The organism is Nocardioides maradonensis (genome assembly GCF_054777115.1).
Genome location: NZ_BAAHAZ010000010.1, coordinates 65930 through 81564, shown reverse-complemented (window position 1 = coordinate 81564; position 15635 = coordinate 65930). Strand labels below are relative to the sequence as shown.

General features: G+C 72.1%; 16 protein-coding genes. 11 read left to right on the top strand and 5 right to left on the bottom strand.

Annotated features, from left to right (window positions below; genetic code table 11):
- Positions 1–2: 2 nt before the first annotated feature.
- From ACYVAQ_RS13540 to ACYVAQ_RS13530, 3 genes are all read right to left on the bottom strand, one after another.
- On the bottom strand, positions 3–896 hold the full coding sequence (locus ACYVAQ_RS13540) for an EamA family transporter (protein WP_460790379.1): 894 nt from the start codon (positions 894–896) through the stop codon (positions 3–5).
- Positions 897–1214: 318 nt separating this feature from the next.
- Positions 1215–1382, bottom strand: a complete 168-nt coding sequence (locus ACYVAQ_RS13535) for a hypothetical protein (protein WP_460790376.1) — start codon at positions 1380–1382, stop codon at positions 1215–1217.
- Between the two features lie 576 nt (positions 1383–1958).
- Positions 1959–2705: an IclR family transcriptional regulator gene (locus ACYVAQ_RS13530; RefSeq protein WP_460790374.1), complete on the bottom strand. Its 747-nt coding sequence runs from the start codon at positions 2703–2705 to the stop codon at positions 1959–1961.
- Positions 2706–2802: 97 nt separating this feature from the next.
- Between ACYVAQ_RS13530 and ACYVAQ_RS13525 the strand changes: the two genes are divergently transcribed.
- From ACYVAQ_RS13525 to pcaDC, 5 genes are read left to right on the top strand one after another with little or no spacing between them, the layout of a single operon-like run.
- Complete coding sequence (locus tag ACYVAQ_RS13525) at positions 2803–3993, top strand: 4-hydroxybenzoate 3-monooxygenase (protein WP_460790372.1); 1191 nt, start codon at positions 2803–2805, stop codon at positions 3991–3993.
- Positions 3990–4748: a protocatechuate 3,4-dioxygenase subunit beta gene (pcaH, locus tag ACYVAQ_RS13520; RefSeq protein WP_460790370.1), complete on the top strand. Its 759-nt coding sequence runs from the start codon at positions 3990–3992 to the stop codon at positions 4746–4748. Before ACYVAQ_RS13525 ends, pcaH begins: the two co-directional genes overlap by 4 nt.
- Positions 4748–5314, top strand: a complete 567-nt coding sequence (gene pcaG / locus ACYVAQ_RS13515; protein ID WP_460790368.1) for a protocatechuate 3,4-dioxygenase subunit alpha — start codon at positions 4748–4750, stop codon at positions 5312–5314. Before pcaH ends, pcaG begins: the two co-directional genes overlap by 1 nt.
- A gap of 16 nt (positions 5315–5330) precedes the next feature.
- A complete protein-coding gene (locus ACYVAQ_RS13510) occupies positions 5331–6533 on the top strand; it encodes a lyase family protein (protein WP_460790366.1) in 1203 nt (400 codons plus the stop codon).
- Positions 6530–7705: a bifunctional 3-oxoadipate enol-lactonase/4-carboxymuconolactone decarboxylase PcaDC gene (pcaDC, locus tag ACYVAQ_RS13505; protein WP_460790363.1), complete on the top strand. Its 1176-nt coding sequence runs from the start codon at positions 6530–6532 to the stop codon at positions 7703–7705. Before ACYVAQ_RS13510 ends, pcaDC begins: the two co-directional genes overlap by 4 nt.
- On the opposite strand, the gene ACYVAQ_RS13500 is transcribed toward pcaDC, so the two are convergent.
- A complete protein-coding gene (locus ACYVAQ_RS13500) occupies positions 7702–8589 on the bottom strand; it encodes a LysR substrate-binding domain-containing protein (RefSeq protein ID WP_460790362.1) in 888 nt (295 codons plus the stop codon). The two genes, pcaDC and ACYVAQ_RS13500, sit on opposite strands and share 4 nt — an antisense overlap.
- 72 nt (positions 8590–8661) lie before the next feature.
- Between ACYVAQ_RS13500 and ACYVAQ_RS13495 the strand changes: the two genes are divergently transcribed.
- The 5 genes from ACYVAQ_RS13495 to ACYVAQ_RS13475 are packed head-to-tail and all read left to right on the top strand — an operon-like array spanning position 8662 to position 13047.
- The gene (locus ACYVAQ_RS13495) at positions 8662–9870 is read left to right on the top strand and encodes a thiolase family protein (RefSeq protein WP_460790360.1); all 1209 of its coding nucleotides are present in this window, start codon (positions 8662–8664) and stop codon (positions 9868–9870) included.
- A complete protein-coding gene (locus ACYVAQ_RS13490) occupies positions 9867–10562 on the top strand; it encodes a 3-oxoacid CoA-transferase subunit A (RefSeq protein WP_460790358.1) in 696 nt (231 codons plus the stop codon). Before ACYVAQ_RS13495 ends, ACYVAQ_RS13490 begins: the two co-directional genes overlap by 4 nt.
- Entirely contained in the window at positions 10562–11218 is a 657-nt protein-coding gene (locus ACYVAQ_RS13485) for a 3-oxoacid CoA-transferase subunit B (protein WP_460790356.1), read from the top strand. Before ACYVAQ_RS13490 ends, ACYVAQ_RS13485 begins: the two co-directional genes overlap by 1 nt.
- 56 nt (positions 11219–11274) lie before the next feature.
- Positions 11275–12183, top strand: coding sequence for an RNA polymerase sigma factor (locus tag ACYVAQ_RS13480; protein ID WP_460790354.1), 909 nt, complete (start codon positions 11275–11277; stop codon positions 12181–12183).
- A gap of 39 nt (positions 12184–12222) precedes the next feature.
- The gene (locus ACYVAQ_RS13475) at positions 12223–13047 is read left to right on the top strand and encodes a hypothetical protein (RefSeq protein ID WP_460790352.1); all 825 of its coding nucleotides are present in this window, start codon (positions 12223–12225) and stop codon (positions 13045–13047) included.
- Positions 13048–13180: 133 nt separating this feature from the next.
- On the opposite strand, the gene ACYVAQ_RS13470 is transcribed toward ACYVAQ_RS13475, so the two are convergent.
- Complete coding sequence (locus ACYVAQ_RS13470) at positions 13181–14191, bottom strand: LacI family DNA-binding transcriptional regulator (protein ID WP_460790350.1); 1011 nt, start codon at positions 14189–14191, stop codon at positions 13181–13183.
- 93 nt (positions 14192–14284) lie between these two features.
- On the opposite strand from ACYVAQ_RS13470, the gene ACYVAQ_RS13465 reads away from it, so the two are divergent.
- On the top strand, positions 14285–15634 hold the full coding sequence (locus ACYVAQ_RS13465; protein ID WP_460790348.1) for an MFS transporter: 1350 nt from the start codon (positions 14285–14287) through the stop codon (positions 15632–15634).
- Position 15635 lies beyond the last annotated feature (1 nt).

Genomic DNA, 15635 nt, shown 5'->3' with positions numbered 1-15635 from the left:
CGCTAGCTCACTGACAGGAGCGCCACGCCAGCGACGACTACCAGGCTGCCCAAGGTCTGGACGCCCGTGAGCTTTTCGCGAAGAAAGATCCGGGCCAGCACGATGGTCGGCAATGCTGATGCGCCACTGAGGAGTGCAACGATCGCCGTCTGCGTTGTGTCCGCATAGCCGACGCTGATGGCGAAATAGGCGATTGCTTCGCCCGCGCCGACCAACCAGAGAGCTGGCATCACCGGACGGACACCGGCCAGTCGGACCTTCTGCACCCGGGCGACTGCGAATGCTGAGATCGTCATGAAGACGAACATCAACAGCGAATACGACGGTCCGTCGTGTCCGTTCACGAAGCGGTCCCAGCCCAGCGTCCACCCGGTCGCCAGGATGGTGGCGATTCCGATGTCGCGCACACCGAGCGCGCCCATGAGACGGATGCCTCCGCGCCTCAGCTCGCCGACCTCGAGATTCAGCAGCATCACGCCGGCGAAGATCGCCACGAGTGACGGCCCCAGGCCCGAACTCACGGTCTCGCCGAACACCACCACGGAGATGAGCGCCACCAGTCCTGCGAACGAGGCGAAGATCGGCGCCAGGACGGCGACCTGTCCGTGCTCGAACGCCCGGTACGCGAAGTAGTAGACGGCCGTCTGCAAGCAGCCGAAGAACACCAGGCCAGCCCATGCGCCGACACCGGCCGGGAACTCAAACGGATGTCCGAACCCAACGACGCCGACGAGAACGAGTCCGGCGAGCGCGACGGTGCCGAGGATGTGCGCCCACACGAGACTGGCGACGCTCCCGATCTGGTCAACGGACTTCTTCGTCGCGAACTCGGCGGTTCCCCAGCCGAACATTCCGCCGAGACCAGCACCGGTTGCAATCAGCAAGCTGCTCGCCACGGTCGCTCCCAGGGGTCTTCACACGTTCCAACGGATGGTGCGCGCCCGAGCAGGTACCGGGTCGGACGCTAGTGGACGGCAATCTGTGTTCGCGTCGAAAGGCGACAAGCAAACTTTTCGTGATCTCGGACGATGTCCGCGTTCGTGGCGTGCAGTGGCGCCGTGAGTCGTGCCACGGTCGTTCCCAGCCACCCGACGATCTTGTGGAGCCCCGGTCGATCGGCTGGCGGATCCTGCGCACGCTGCCGACGACTCGGTTCGGGATGCCGTCGAGGCCGACGAACCGGGACATGAAGCTGATCGCGATGGTCAGGCCGCTCACGAGTGTCTCCTCGACGCGGTCGCGGCGCGGACGATGTTTCCGGCGGCGATCGAGTCGATGAACGACGCGACCACGGCGCCGATCTGGCGCGCTCGATAAGCGAACATCACCGTGTTGTAGGTGGCGATGATCGCCTGGATGACGGCGCCGGCGGGCCCGAGCATGCTGACGAGCTTCGTGACGGCGGCCTGATGACCTGGGACGAGATCAGATCGACGACCTGGCTGATCTGTTGGTCCTCAACTCGCTCCTGATCTGCTCTCACGCAGCGGCGGGCCCTGCTGATCATCCCGACGAGCACCGAGACCGTCCGCTCCCAGACCCACGAGGATCGGCTCGGGGATGATCCTCACGAGCTTGGAGCAGATGTACTGCCAGCTGAGGCCGAGCACCGAGATCACCAGCTTGAGGATCCCGGTGAGAGTGAACGCCGTCGGGATGTGGACCCTTCGTGGCGTCGTGCGCAGGTGACGGCACCCGCGCCGCCCCGGGCCGTGTCGGCCGAGCGGAGGTCGGGGAGTGCGCGGCGTCCGGCAGCCATACCGTCCAGGTACATCCCGATGTCGGTGACTACCAGGACGTGCATGGCGCAGGCTTCTCGCGGATGGGGGACGAGCGTCAGACCCGGCCCGTGACCGCGCTCGACGGGGGCGTCAGCACGCCATTGGTGTCGCGCCCGGGCCGAAAATGACCCGGTGTGACCATGGCTCGTCCACCCGGGGAGGAGCAGGGCGCTGAGGTCAGCCGGGCCGGTACAGACGGCCGATCGAGCGCGCGGCCACGGTCAGCCCGGTGACCAGCCGCGCCTTGTCGCGGCGGAGGTCGGGCACGACCACGCCGACGGCCGCGATGACGTCGCCCCCGCTCACGACCGGCACCGCGATCGAGCACGCCCCGAGCGTCATCTCCTCGCGCGTCGTCGCGTAGCCGTTGACACGGACCTTCGCGAGCTCGCGCGCGAGCAGGCCCGGGGCCGTGATGGTGTACGGCGTGAAGGGCTTCAACCTCCTCAGCGCCGCCCGTACGACGTCCTCCGGGGCGTGTGCGAGCAACACCTTGCCGACACCCGTGGAGTGCAGCGCCAACCGGCTGCCGATCCGGCTGACGACCGGCACCGAGGCCTGTCCGGAGAGCCGGTCGAGGTAGAGGACCTGTAGCCCGTCGCGGATGGCCAGGTGGACCGTCGCCCGGGTCGCAGCGTGGATGTCCTGCAGGAACGGCGAGGCGACCTCGCGGAGGTCGCTCTCGACGGGGGCGAGCAGGCCGAGCTGCCACAGGCCCCTCCCGATCGAGTAGGTCTTGTCCTCGGCGCGGACGAGGGCACCGCCGGCGACCAGCTCGCGGACGATGCGCAGGGTCGTCGGCTCGGACAGGCCGGAGCGCCGCGCGATCGACGCGAGGGTGAGCCGCCGGTGCTGCTCGTCGAAGGCGTTGAGGACGTCGAGGGTGCGTGCGACCAGCGACGTACCCGCGCCGCCACCCGCCATGGACATTACCTTTCACTGAGTGAAAGACAAGTCTGTCACGAGTGACGGCAGTCTCACTAACGTCCGGACCACCGAGATCATCCGAGGAGGGATGTCCATGAGCGTCGAGTCCGTGACCAGGACCGAGGTCGCGATCGTGGGTGGTGGACCTGCGGGCCTGATGCTGTCGCACCTGCTGCACCTGTCGGGCATCGACAGCGTCGTGGTCGACAACCGCACGGCCCACACGATCGAGACCACCCACCGGGCGGGCATCCTCGAGCGTGACAGCGTCCGGCTGCTCGTCGACTCCGGCGTCGACCGGGTGCTGACCGACGGCCACCGGCACGAGGGCATCGCGTTGCGCTTCGGCGGTGTCAGCCACCGCATCGACTTCGAGGACCTCGCCGGTGCGTCCTGCTGGCTCTACCCGCAGACCGACGTCTTCAGGGACCTCCACGCACGCCGTACGACGGACGGCGGCGACCTGCGCTACGGCATCACCGGCACCGAGGTCCTCGAGATCGAGGACGCCCCGAAGGTCCGCTACACCGACACCGATGGCGCCCGCCACGAGATCGTCGCCGACCTCGTGGTCGGTGCCGACGGCTCCCGCAGCACCTGCCGCGACCTCGTCCTCGACGTACCCGGCGCCCAGCGCTACGTCCGCGAGTACCCCTTCGCCTGGTTCGGCGTCCTCGTCGAGGCGCCGCCGAGCGCGGCCGAGCTGATCTACGCCCGCTCCGACCGTGGGTTCGCGCTGGTCAGCCAGCGCACCGACTCCGTCCAGCGGCTCTACTTCCAGTGCGACCCCGCCGAGGACCCGAGCGCCTGGTCCGACGACCGGCTCTGGGGCGAGCTGCAGGCCCGCCTGGCCGGCGAGGACGGCTTCCGGTTGCAGGAGGGCCCGGTGCTGGAGCGCACGGTGCTGCCGTTCCGCAGCTTCGTGCAGACGCCGATGCGCAAGGGCAACCTGGTCCTGGCCGGCGACGCGGCGCACACCGTCCCGCCGACCGGAGCGAAGGGGCTCAACCTGGCCCTCGCCGATGTCCGCGTGCTCGCCGAGCACGTCGAGCGCGCGCTGCGCAAGGCCGACGAGGCGGCGCTGGGTGAGTACACCGACCGCGCGCTCGCGCGGGTCTGGAAGGCCCAGCACTTCTCCTACTGGATGACCACGATGCTGCACCGCGCCGAGGGCACCTCCGACTTCGACGAGCAGCGCCAGCTCGCCGAGCTCGGATCGGTCGTCGGATCGCGGGCCGGGTCGACGTACCTCGCCGAGGGCTACACGGGGTGGCCGACCCGATGAGCGAGCTCGAGACCCAGGGGACCATCAGCGCGGAGATCGCCGCGATCGGCGAGGAGTGGGCCGCACGCGGGAGTGCCGAGCGGATGCCGCGCGTCGACTACCCGCCGTACCGCTCCAGCACGCTGCGCCACCCGACCAAGGACCTGCACCACACCGACCCGGAGACGATCGAGCTGTGGGCGCCGTGCTTCGGACAGTGGGACGTCGACCCGCTCGAGGCCGACCTCACCGTCGGCCCCTCCGGCGAGGCCATCGGCGAGCGGATGGTGGTGACCGGTCGCGTCACTGACGGCGACGGGCGCCCGGTCCGCCGCCAGCTGGTCGAGATCTGGCAGGCGAACGCGGGCGGGCGCTACGTGCACAAGCGCGACCAGCACCCGGCGCCGCTCGACCCGAACTTCACCGGCGCGGGGCGCTGCCTGACCGACGACGACGGGTTCTACCGGTTCACCACGATCAAGCCCGGCCCGTACCCGTGGCGCAACCACCGCAACGCGTGGCGGCCGGCGCACATCCACTTCTCGCTGTTCGGCACGGAGTTCACCCAGCGGCTGGTCACCCAGATGTACTTCCCCGGCGACCCGCTGCTCGCGCTCGACCCGATCGTGCAGGCGATCATCGACCCGGCCGCGCGCGAACGGCTGGTGGCGACGTACGACCATGACCTGACGACGCCCGAGTGGGCCACCGGCTACCGCTGGGACATCGTGCTCACCGGGAGCAACCGTACGTACACCGAGCCCGAGGAGGCGTGATGACCGGCCTCAGCCCCACGCCCGGCCAGACCGTCGGACCGTTCTTCCACTACGCGCTCCCGTACGACGGCGACCGCGACCTGGTGCCGCCGGGCAGCCCGGGCTCCGTGCAGCTCCACGGTCGCGTGTACGACGGAGCGGGTGCGCCCGTTCCCGACGCGCTGGTCGAGCTCTGGCAGGCGCGTCCCGACGGGACGATCCCGCAGGAGCCCGGCTCGCTGCGCCGGGACGGGTGGACCTTCACCGGCTTCGGCCGGGCATCGACCGGCCGGGACGGCCGCTACGTGTTCAGCACCCTCGTGCCAGGCCCGACCGAGCCGGGGGCGGCTGCGTTCTTCGCCGTCACCGTGTTCGCCCGCGGCCTGCTCGACCGGCTGTTCACCCGGGCGTACCTGCCCGCGGACCTGCAGGCCGAGGGCGCGCTCGAGCGCGACGCGTTGCTGGCGTCGCTGCCCACCGACCGGCGCGCCACGCTGGTCGCCGCGAGCGAGGGCACCGGGCTGGTCTTCGACATCCGGCTGCAGGGCGACGGGGAGACGGTCTTCCTGTCCTTCCCGGGCCGGTGAGCGCGAGGATGCACCTGTGAGCGACCTCTTCTGGCCCGGCGACGAGCGAGCCGGCGGGCTGATGTCCCCGACCGCGTGGCTGGAGGCCATGGTCGCGGTCGAGCAGGCGTGGGTCGACGCGCTCGCCGCGGCCGGGGTCGCGCCCGCCGCGCCGGACCTGGCCGGGCTGGTGGGAGCGGGGGATCTCGAGGACCTCGCCGCCGGCGCGGAGTCGGGCGGCAACCCGGTGCTGGGGCTGGTCGCGCTGCTGCGCGCCCGGGCCGACGGCGCCGGCGCCGCCTGGGTGCACCGCGGGCTGACCAGCCAGGACGTCGTCGACACCGGGCTCGTGCTCTGCCTGCGCGACGTCGTCACCGCGATCTGCGCCGAGCTGCGCGCCCAGGTCGCGGCTCTCGCAGCGCTGGCCGACGACCACCGCGGCACCGTGATGACCGGGCGCACGCTCACCCAGGCAGCCGTCCCCGTCTCCTTCGGGCTCAAGGCCGCGGGCTGGCTGACCGGTGTCCTGGACGCCGCCGACCGCCTCGACGCGCTGACCTTCCCCGCCCAGTTCGGCGGTGCGGCCGGCACCCACGCCGCGACCACCGAGCTGATGGGCGACCCCGCGGCGGCCCTGCGCATCGCCGAGGACGCGGCCACGCGCCTGGAGCTGCGTCCCTCGACGCCCTGGCACACCAGCCGCGCCCCCGTGACGTCGTACGCCGACGCGCTGGTCGCGTGCACCGACGCCTGGGGCCGGGTGGCCGGTGACGTGCTGACCCTGTCGCGCCCCGAGATCGCCGAGCTCGCCGAGCCGGCCGGGCGTGGAGGCTCCTCGACGATGCCGCACAAGCGCAACCCGGTGCTGTCCACGCTGCTGCGTCGCGCGGCGCTGTCCGCGCCGCCGCTGGCGAGCACGACCCACGTCGCCGCGGCGCTCGCCGAGGACGAGCGTCCGGCCGGCGGGTGGCACGCCGAGTGGCCGGCCCTGCAGGCCCTCGGCCGTCGTACGGCCGTCGCCGCGTCGCAGGCCACCGAGCTGCTCGCCGGCCTCCACGTCGACGCCGACCGGATGGCCGCGAACGCCCGCGCGGCCTGGGACGACCTCACCGCCGAGCGCGCCTCGATCGCGCGCTTCGCCGGAGCCCAGCCGTCCACGGGCGACTACCTCGGCGCGAACGACCTGATCATCGACGCGGCGCGGCAGCGCGCGCAGGACTGGCTGGAGACCCACCCGTGACCGTTCCGCACATCACCGGCGCCGAGCTCGCGGGCGACGCGTCGCGTCCGCTCCTGCTGCTCGGTCCGTCCCTCGGCACCGGCGCGGTGGCGCTGTGGGGCGACGTCGCCCACCGACTGGGCGACGACTTCCACGTCGTCGGCTGGAACCTCCCGGGTCACGAGGGCGCACCCGTCGGGGAGCCGTTCACGATGGCCGAGCTGGCAGCGGGGGTGCTGGCCTACGCCGAGCAGGTCCGGTCGGCGCGCGCCGACACCGCGCCCTTCGCGTACGCCGGAGACTCCATGGGCGGCTGCGTCGGGCTGCAGCTCCTGCTCGACGCGCCCCAGGCGATCGACGCCGCGGTGCTGCTCTGCACCGGTGCGCGGATCGGTGAGCCCGGCGTCTACCGGGAGCGTGCCGCCACGGTGCGGGCCTCCGGGACGGCCACCCAGGTGACCGGGTCGGCGCAGCGCTGGTTCGCACCGGGCTTCCTGGAGCGGGCACCGGGGGTCGCGACCGCGCTGCTCACGGTGCTGCAGGAGGCCGATGCCGAGGGCTACGCGCAGACCTGCGAGGCGCTCGACGGGTTCGACGTGCGGGACCGGCTGGGGGAGATCGGGCGACCGGTGCTGGCCGTGGCCGGGGCCGACGACGCGCCTACGCCGCCCGCCACGCTGGCACAGGTCGCCGAGGGTGTTCGCGACGGCCGGCTCGTGGTTCTCGACGGGGTCGCCCACCTGGCGCCCGCCGAGGCTCCGGAGCGGGTCGCGGCCCTGCTGCGCGAGCACCTCGTGACCGGACGTGCGAGCAGGCGTCAGGTGTACGCCGCCGGCATGTCCGTACGCCGCCAGGTGCTCGGCGACGGGCACGTGGACCGCGCCACCGCCGGGATCACCGAGACGACCCGCGAGTTCCAGGACCTCATCACCCGCTACGCGTGGGGCGAGATCTGGACGCGCCCGGGCCTGGCCCGGCGCGACCGATCGATCGGGGTGCTGACCGCCCTGGTGGCCGGCCGCCACTTCGAGGAGCTGGAGTTCCACATCCCGGCAGCTCTGCGCAACGGGCTGACCCGTGCAGAGGTCGTCGAGGTGCTCCTGCAGTCGGCGATCTACGTCGGCGTACCGGCTGCGAACACGGCGTTCGGGGTAGCCAAGCGGGTCTTCGCGGACCTCGACGCCGGGTCCTAGTCCGCCGCGAAGTCGCGCACGACCGCGACGGCCCGGGCCAGGTGCGGCTCGCTGCGCTCGGCGCGGTGCGCGACCAGCAGGTCGATCCCGGCGTCGGGCGCGGACAGCGGCCGGTAGGTCACGCCGTCCAGCGCGAGCGCGGTCACCGGCTCCGGTACGACGGCCACGCCGAGCCCGCCGGCCACGAGGGTCACCAAGGTGGAGGTCTCGCCGACCTCGTGGCGCACGTGGGGCTCGACGCCGGCCTCGTGCAGCAGGCCGACCACGACGCCGTACATCACCGAGCGGCGCTCCGCGGAGTGCACGATCAGGTCGGTGCCGGCCAGGTCAGCCGGTGTGACCCGCTCGGCCGCGCTCAGCGGGTGGTCGGTGGGCATCGCCACGACCAGCCGGTCACGCCGGAGGCGGTGGGCGAGGAGCGAGGGGTCGCTGACCGGCGGACGCAGCAGCGCGATGTCGATCGTGCCGTCCCGCAGGCCGCTGACCTGGTCGGGCGCGAGCATCTCGCCGCGGAAGGAGAAGTCGATGCCGGGCAGCTCGGCCGAGAGCCGGCGCGACAGCCCCGGCAGCAGGCTGTACGTCGCCGAGCCCACGCACCCGATCGTGAGGTGCCCGACCGAGCCGGCCGCGACCAGGCGCGCGGTGTGGGCCGCATCGTCGACCGCCGCGAGGATGGCCCGGGCGTCGCGGAGGTAGGCCTGACCGGCCGGGGTGAGCGCCACCCGCCGGGTGGTGCGCTCGAAGAGGTCCGCGCCCACCTCGGCCTCGAGCCGGCGGATGGCCTGGGAGAGCGGCGGCTGCGCCATGTGCAGGCGCGCGGCCGCGCGGCCGAAGTGCAGCTCCTCGGCGAGGGTCGTGAAGTAGCGCAGGTGCGTCAGATTCATCATGATTAGGATATCAATGACAGCAGATATTGATACTTCAGTATATGTGTCATCCGCCGTAGCGTCGGCGCTATGAGTGCCTTCCTGTACGCCGCGACGCGGACCCCGTTCGGCCGCTTCGGCGGCGGCCTGTCGGGCGTGCGCCCCGACGACCTCGCCGCCTCGGCCATCACCTCGATCATGGCGGCGGTGCCCGCGCTGGACCCGGCCCGGATCGACGACATCGTGTGGGGCAACGCCAACGGGGCGGGGGAGGAGAACCGCAACGTCGGCCGGATGGCCGGGCTGCTCGCCGGTCTCCCGGTCAGCGTCCCGGGCACGACCGTCAACCGCCTGTGCGGCTCCTCGCTCGACGCGCTGATGATGGCCTCGCGGACCATCGAGTCCGGCGACGCCGACGTGGTCCTGGCCGGTGGCGTCGAGTCGATGTCGCGCGCGCCGTGGGTGCTGCCGAAGCCGGCCAAGGGCTTCCCCGCCGGCGACGTCACGGCCGTCTCGACCACCCTGGGCTGGCGGCTCGTGAACGCCGCCATGCCGAAGGAGTGGACGGTCAGCCTGGGCGAGGCCAACGAGCAGCTGCAGGAGCGGTTCGGCATCTCGCGGGAGCGGCAGGACGCGTTCGCCGCCCGGTCGCACCGCCTCGCCGAGCAGGCCTGGCAGGAGGGGTTCTACGAGGACCTCGTCGTACCCGTCCCCGGCACGGACCTGACCCGCGACGAGGGCATCCGGCCGACGTCGACCCCCGAGGTCCTGGCCGGGCTGAAGCCCGTCTTCCGGAAGGACGGCACCATCACCGCCGGCAACGCCAGCCCGCTGAGCGACGGAGCCTCGGCGCTCGTCCTCGGCAGCGAGGCGGCCGCGACGGTCATCGGCGCCGAGCCGTGGGCACGCATCGCCGGGCGCGGCGTGATGGCCCTCGAGCCGCAGGCCTTCGGCTTCGCCCCGGTCGAGGCCGCGAACCGCGCGCTGGCCCGCGCGGGCATCTCCTGGGACCAGGTCGGCGCCGTCGAGCTGAACGAGGCGTTCGCGGTCCAGTCGCTGGCCTGCGTCGACGCCTGGCTGCCCCTCGGCCTGCGCTCGGCGGACGTCGTCAACACGAAGGGCGGCGCCATCGCGATCGGCCACCCCCTCGGCGCCTCGGGCGGCCGGATCGTGGCGACGCTGGCCAAGGTCCTGCGCCAGACCGGCGAGAGGTACGGCGTCGCCGCCATCTGCATCGGGGTCGGGCAGGCGCTGGCCGTCGTCCTCGAGAACCTCGACACCACGGAGGCCGCGCGATGAGCCGCACCCAGCTGCTGGAGACCTGCGACGAGGCCGTCGCCGGCATCGAGGACGGATCCACCGTCCTGGTCGGCGGCTTCGGCTTGGCCGGGATGCCCTTCGACCTCATCGACGCGCTGATCCGGCAGGGCGCGCGCGACCTGACGATCGTGTCCAACAACGCGGGCAACGGCGACGTCGGGCTGGCCGCGCTGCTCGCGGCCGGGCAGGTGCGCAAGGTGCTCTGCTCGTTCCCGCGGCAGGCCGACTCCTACGTGTTCGACGAGCTGTACCGGGCCGGCAAGATCGAGCTCGAGGTCGTGCCCCAGGGCAACCTCGCCGAGCGGATGCGCGCCGCGGGTGCTGGCATCGGGGCCTTCTTCAGCCCGACCGCCGTGGGCACCCCGCTCGCGGAGGGCAAGGAGGCGCGGGTCATCGACGATCGCGAGTACGTGCTCGAGCACCCCATCCGGGGCGACTACGCGCTCATCTCGGCGTACCGCTCCGACCCGCTCGGCAACCTCGTCTACCGCAAGACCGCCCGCAACTTCGGTCCGGTGATGGCGACCGCGGCCGCCACCACGATCGTGCAGGTCGCCGAGGTCGTGCCGTTGGGGTCGCTCGACCCCGAGGCCGTCGTCACCCCCTCGATCTACGTCGACCGCGTCGTGCAGGTCGAGGCCCGCCACTACACCGTCCAGGGAGCACGCTGATGCCCGCGCCGACAGCACCGATGACCGCCGACCACCCGCTGTCGATGGACGAGCTGGCCGCCGTCATCGCACGCGACATCCCGACCGGCGCCTACGTCAACCTCGGCATCGGCCAGCCCACCAAGATCGCCGACCACCTCCCCGCCGAGCTCGGCGTCGTGCTGCACACCGAGAACGGCATGCTCGGCATGGGCCGCACGGCCGTCGGCGACGAGGTCGACCCCGACCTCACCAACGCCGGCAAGGTGCCCGTGGTCGAGACCCCCGGCTGCTCGTACTTCCACCACGCCGACTCGTTCGCGATGATGCGCGGCGGCCACCTGGACGTCTGTGTCCTCGGCGCCTACCAGGTCGCGTACGACGGCGACCTGGCCAACTGGCACACCGGCCGCCCCGACGACATCCCCGCGGTCGGCGGCGCGATGGACCTCGCCATCGGCGCGAAGGAGGTCTTCGTGATGATGACGCTCTTCGCCAAGGACGGCTCGCCGAAGCTGGTGCCGTCCTGCAGCTACCCGCTCACCGGTGTCGGCTGCGTCAGCCGGGTGTACACCGACCACGCCGTCGTCGACGTCGGCCCGGACGGCGTACGGATCCGGGAGACGTTCGGGGTCGGCGAGGACGAGCTGCGCGAGCGGCTCGGCCTCGAGGGTTAGGAGCAGATCGGCGGCGGACCCCTGCACGACGCCAGTCGACGTGCGACCCTGGGTGCATGGAGCCGTCCGACGGCGACCTCGTCCTGGCCGCGCGAGCCGGCGACGCACCATCGCTCGCGGTGCTGCTGATGCGCCATCGCGCGGCCATGCACGCCGTGGCGGCCGCGGTGATGGGTGCGGGACCGGACGTCGAGGACGTGGTCCAGGACGCGTCGCTGGTCGCGCTCACCGATCTCGGAAGGCTGCGGGATCCGCAGCTCGCGCGGGCGTGGTTGACGGGAATCACCCGAAACCTGGCACGTGCCCGGCTCCGCCACCGCGACCCCCTCCCCGGCGACCTCGCCGACCTGCCCTCGGTCGACGACCTGGAACGCCGGCTCGACGAGGCGGCGCTGCGCGACTGGGTATGGGACGCCATCACCGGGCTGTCCCCGGCGCTGCACGACGTGGTGGTCCTGCGGTACTTCAGCTCCGCTGTGAGCTACGACGCGATCGCGGCCGCCCTGGGCATCCCGATCGGCACCGTGCGCAGCCGGTTGCACGAGGCCCGCGCGTCATTGGTCTCGCGACTGCGTGAGCTCGAGGCCGCCTCCGCGGCCGATCGGGGTGCAGTCGTCCGGGCCCGTGAGCACCTGTTCGCGGCCATCATCGGGGAGTACAACCGCGGCGTGGAACCGACCCTGATGGCGACGGCGCTCGCGCGGGACGCGCAGCTCACCGCAGACGGTGTCGACGAGCCCATCGTCGGCGGCATCGCCATCACCCGCAGCCTCGAGCCCGCCTTCGCCGAGGGCGTGCGGCTGAGTGTCCTTCGCGTCGTGGCCGGACGCGGCCTGACCGTGGTCGAAGGCACGTTCCACAATCCCGTGGACGGGCCCGACCACTGCCCGCCGTTCACCACCCAGGTCTACCGGCACCGCGGCGAGGACATCGTCGGCGTCCACCTGGTCTACTCCACCGGCTGAGCCGGCGAACTTTTCGCCCCACCCGCGACACCAGTAGGCATGACCGCTACTGCCTACCCCACCCTGAGCGCCCTCACGGGCTTCCCGTTCCCCGTCTTCGTCAGCCCTGGCAGCGAGGAGCGCGGCCGCTCCATCGCCTCCCGCGCTGCACGCGCACTGGCGTGGCTCGGCCACGTCACCGACAAGACCCCTCACCTCGACCTCGTCGTCGCCGACGAGCGGGACTGGCCCCGCGTCTGCGAGATCCCCGTCTACGGCGTGCCGTTCTCGCTGCCCGGCAAGATCGGCACCTCGACCACCCCCGCAGCCTGGTGGCAGGAGTACGTCGAGACCCTCCGGCCCCACCTGACCGAGGTCGCGTCGGCTCGCCTCGCCCGAACCTTCGGTGACCCGCCCGAGTTCACCGGCATCGCCGACCTGCTCGTCACCCACGAGGCGACGCACCTCTGCCACGAGATCGACCCGGTCACCGGGGGCTCGGAGTTCCCCTCGCTCTGGCTCGCGGAGCTGTTCGCCAACCTCGGGATGCACGGCTACCTCGCCAGCCACGAGCCGGACCAGCTGACCCTTCTGGCCGCGATGGCTGCGGCCACCCTCGATGCCGGGTACGAGGTCTGGCGGGTGACGGACCTCGAGCTGATGGGTCCGAGCATCGAGATGGCCGGTGTCACCAACTACGTCTGGTACGAGTTCCGACTCATCCACCTCGCCGGACAGCTGTGGGACGCCGTCGGCACGTCCTCCCTCCGCAGCTTCCACCAGCTTCTCGGCCACCCGGAGCTGACCCCCGAGCAGGTGGTGGAGCGCCTGTCTCGGCTCGAGCCTGCTGTGGCCGGCGCGATCCGGCGGTGGCCGGCGATCTGACACTGCGCAGAGCGCCAGCCACGTCCACGACGTCAGCGGTTGGCGCGAGCCGCGAGCACCCCCGCGCACCGGGGTCGGTCGCGGGGGACGGGTCACCTGGCTCGTCGCCAGGGCGTGCGATCGCTCGCGTTCCTCACGTGCTCTGGCGCGGCGTACCCGTCGACGCGCGGATGACGAGGTGGGTCGGGAGCAGCAGCGCTGCGTCCGGCACCACCCGCTCGTACGCCGATCGGGCGAGCAGCTCGACGGCGCGCCGTCCGGCCTCCTCACGCTGCTCGGCCAGCGTCGTGAGCGCCGGGCTGATCAGGTCGGACCCGAAGATGTCGTCGAAGCCGACCACGCTGACGTCCTCGGGCACCGCGAGCCCGCGCTCCGCCAGTCGCCGCAGCACCCCGATCGCGAGCATGTCGTTGTGGCACACGATCGCCGACGCGCGCGCCGCGATCGCTGCGTCCGCAGCCGCAGGCCCACCCGCCAGCGTCGGGGGATAGGGCCCGAGGCGGCGCGCGGCGAGCCCTGCCTGCTTGGCCGCGGCCTGCAGACCGGCCCACCGGCGGGCGCCGGACCACGACTCGGGAGGACCCGCGAGGAACACCAGCGAGGAGTGGCCGAGCGAGGTCAGGTGGTCGATGATCTGGCGGGTGCCGTTGCGGTAGTCGGCGACGACGCAGGGGAGCCCCTGGGTCGCGCGGTTGACCAGCGCGACGGGGTTGGTGCGGGCGACGGCCTGCAGCTCCTCGTCGCGCAGCCGGGACGCCGCGAGGACGAATCCGTCGACCGCTCCGCCGAGGCGCCGGATGAGCTGCTCCTCGACGGCGGGGTTCTCCTCGGTGTCGCCGAGGACCAGGGTCCGCCCGCTCGCCGCGGCGGCGCGCTCGGCGCCCTTGATGACGCCGGCGAAGAACGGGTTGGTGATGTCGGGGACCAGCAGGGCGAAGGTGTTCGTGCGGCCCGACTCGAGCGCGCGTGCCATCGGGTTCGGCTCGTAGCCGAGGTCGGCGGCGACGGTGAGGACGTGTTCCCGGGTCGCCGCGTTCACGCGGCCGGGGTTGGTGAACGACCGCGACACGGTCGAGGTGGCCACCCCGGCGGCCTTCGCCACGTCGGTGATCGTGGCCCGTCGACGACGTTCGTGAGCAGCCATGCCCTGCAGTATGGCAACAAATGGCAAACGATTGCCACCGTGTTGACGGGCTTCTACTTTCGTTGTGACCGCCATCACTGAAGGGCTCATCGCATGACCACCACCACCCCGGCTCGTACGCCGAAGCGGGCAGCGCTCGCCGCCTGGACCGGCAGCGCGCTCGAGTACTACGACTTCGCGATCTACGGCACCGCGGCCGCGCTCGTCTTCCCGAAGATCTTCTTCCCGGAGGGCAACCCGACGGCCGCGACGATCGCCTCCTTCGCGACCTTCGGCGTCGGGTACGTCGCCCGCCCGATCGGCTCGTTCTTCATGGGCCACGTCGGCGACCGGCTCGGGCGCAAAAAGGTCCTCATCGGCACCCTGCTGCTGATGGGCCTGTCGACCTTCCTGGTGGGCTGCCTCCCGACGTACCACCAGGTCGGGCTGCTCGCGCCGGGTCTCCTCGTCGCGCTGCGGCTGCTCCAGGGCATCTCCGCCTCCGGCGAGCAGGCCGGCGCCAACTCGATGTCCTTCGAGCACGCCCCCGACGACCGGCGCGGGTTCTTCACCAGCTTCACGCTCAGCGGCACCCAGGGCGGTCAGGTCATCGCGCCGGCCGTGTTCCTGCCGCTCGCCGCGGCGCTACCCGAGGACCAGCTGCTGTCGTGGGGCTGGCGGGTCCCGTTCCTGCTCAGCGTCGTCGTCATGGCCGTCGGCTTCCTCATCCGGCGCGGCCTCGACGAGACGCCCGAGTTCGAGGCCGAGGTCGAGGCCACGACCGCGCGCCCCGCGCCGCTCGTCGAGCTGTTCCGTGACCACTGGGCCGGCGTCCTGCGCGTCTTCTTCGCGGCGTTCGTCGCCATCGTCAACACGACCTTCGCCGTGTTCGCCCTCAGCTTCGCGACCTCCGACGCGGTCGGCATCAGCAAGACCCTGATGCTCTGGCTGGCGATCGTCGCCAACGTCGTCGCCGTGGTCACGATCCCGCTGTGGGCCGTGCTCTCCGACCGGATCGGCCGACGCCCCGTGTTCCTGACCGGCCTGGTCGGCAGCTCGGTCCTCGTCACCGGGTTCCTGTGGGCGATCAGCCGGGGCAACGGCGAGCTCACCTTCGTCCTCGGCGTGCTGCTCGCCGGCGTCGTCTACAGCATGCCCAACGCCGTCTGGCCCTCGACGTACGCCGAGTACTTCCCGACCCGGGTGCGGCTCTCCGGGATGGCCATCGGCACCCAGTTCGGCTTCGCGCTGGCCGGCTTCACGCCCACGATCGCGGGCAGCCTGCTCGGCGGCGACCCCGCGAACTGGTACCGCGTCGCCCTCTTCGCCGTCGCCGCGCTCATGATCTCCGCACTGGCCGTCCTGAGCGGTCCGTCCGGCACGCACCGGGTCGCCACCGCCGGCCTCGGCCGGCGCACCTCGGCCGCCGCGCAGCCGGCCGCGTCCGAGGTCACGGTGAGCTGAC

What these genes read in the sequence shown, in the direction of transcription:
- ACYVAQ_RS13535 (WP_460790376.1), bottom strand. Translation starts at nt 1,382, where the DNA reads ATGCTCGGGCCCGCCGGCGCCGTCATCCAGGCGATCATCGCCACCTAC.
- ACYVAQ_RS13530 (WP_460790374.1), bottom strand. Translation starts at nt 2,705, where the DNA reads ATGGCGGGTGGCGGCGCGGGTACGTCGCTGGTCGCACGCACCCTCGAC.
- ACYVAQ_RS13525 (WP_460790372.1), top strand. Translation starts at nt 2,803, where the DNA reads ATGAGCGTCGAGTCCGTGACCAGGACCGAGGTCGCGATCGTGGGTGGT.
- pcaH (WP_460790370.1), top strand. Translation starts at nt 3,990, where the DNA reads ATGAGCGAGCTCGAGACCCAGGGGACCATCAGCGCGGAGATCGCCGCG.
- pcaG (WP_460790368.1), top strand. Translation starts at nt 4,748, where the DNA reads ATGACCGGCCTCAGCCCCACGCCCGGCCAGACCGTCGGACCGTTCTTC.
- ACYVAQ_RS13500 (WP_460790362.1), bottom strand. Translation starts at nt 8,589, where the DNA reads ATGAATCTGACGCACCTGCGCTACTTCACGACCCTCGCCGAGGAGCTG.
- ACYVAQ_RS13495 (WP_460790360.1), top strand. Translation starts at nt 8,662, where the DNA reads ATGAGTGCCTTCCTGTACGCCGCGACGCGGACCCCGTTCGGCCGCTTC.
- ACYVAQ_RS13490 (WP_460790358.1), top strand. Translation starts at nt 9,867, where the DNA reads ATGAGCCGCACCCAGCTGCTGGAGACCTGCGACGAGGCCGTCGCCGGC.
- ACYVAQ_RS13485 (WP_460790356.1), top strand. Translation starts at nt 10,562, where the DNA reads ATGCCCGCGCCGACAGCACCGATGACCGCCGACCACCCGCTGTCGATG.
- ACYVAQ_RS13480 (WP_460790354.1), top strand. Translation starts at nt 11,275, where the DNA reads ATGGAGCCGTCCGACGGCGACCTCGTCCTGGCCGCGCGAGCCGGCGAC.
- ACYVAQ_RS13475 (WP_460790352.1), top strand. Translation starts at nt 12,223, where the DNA reads ATGACCGCTACTGCCTACCCCACCCTGAGCGCCCTCACGGGCTTCCCG.
- ACYVAQ_RS13470 (WP_460790350.1), bottom strand. Translation starts at nt 14,191, where the DNA reads ATGGCTGCTCACGAACGTCGTCGACGGGCCACGATCACCGACGTGGCG.
- ACYVAQ_RS13465 (WP_460790348.1), top strand. Translation starts at nt 14,285, where the DNA reads ATGACCACCACCACCCCGGCTCGTACGCCGAAGCGGGCAGCGCTCGCC.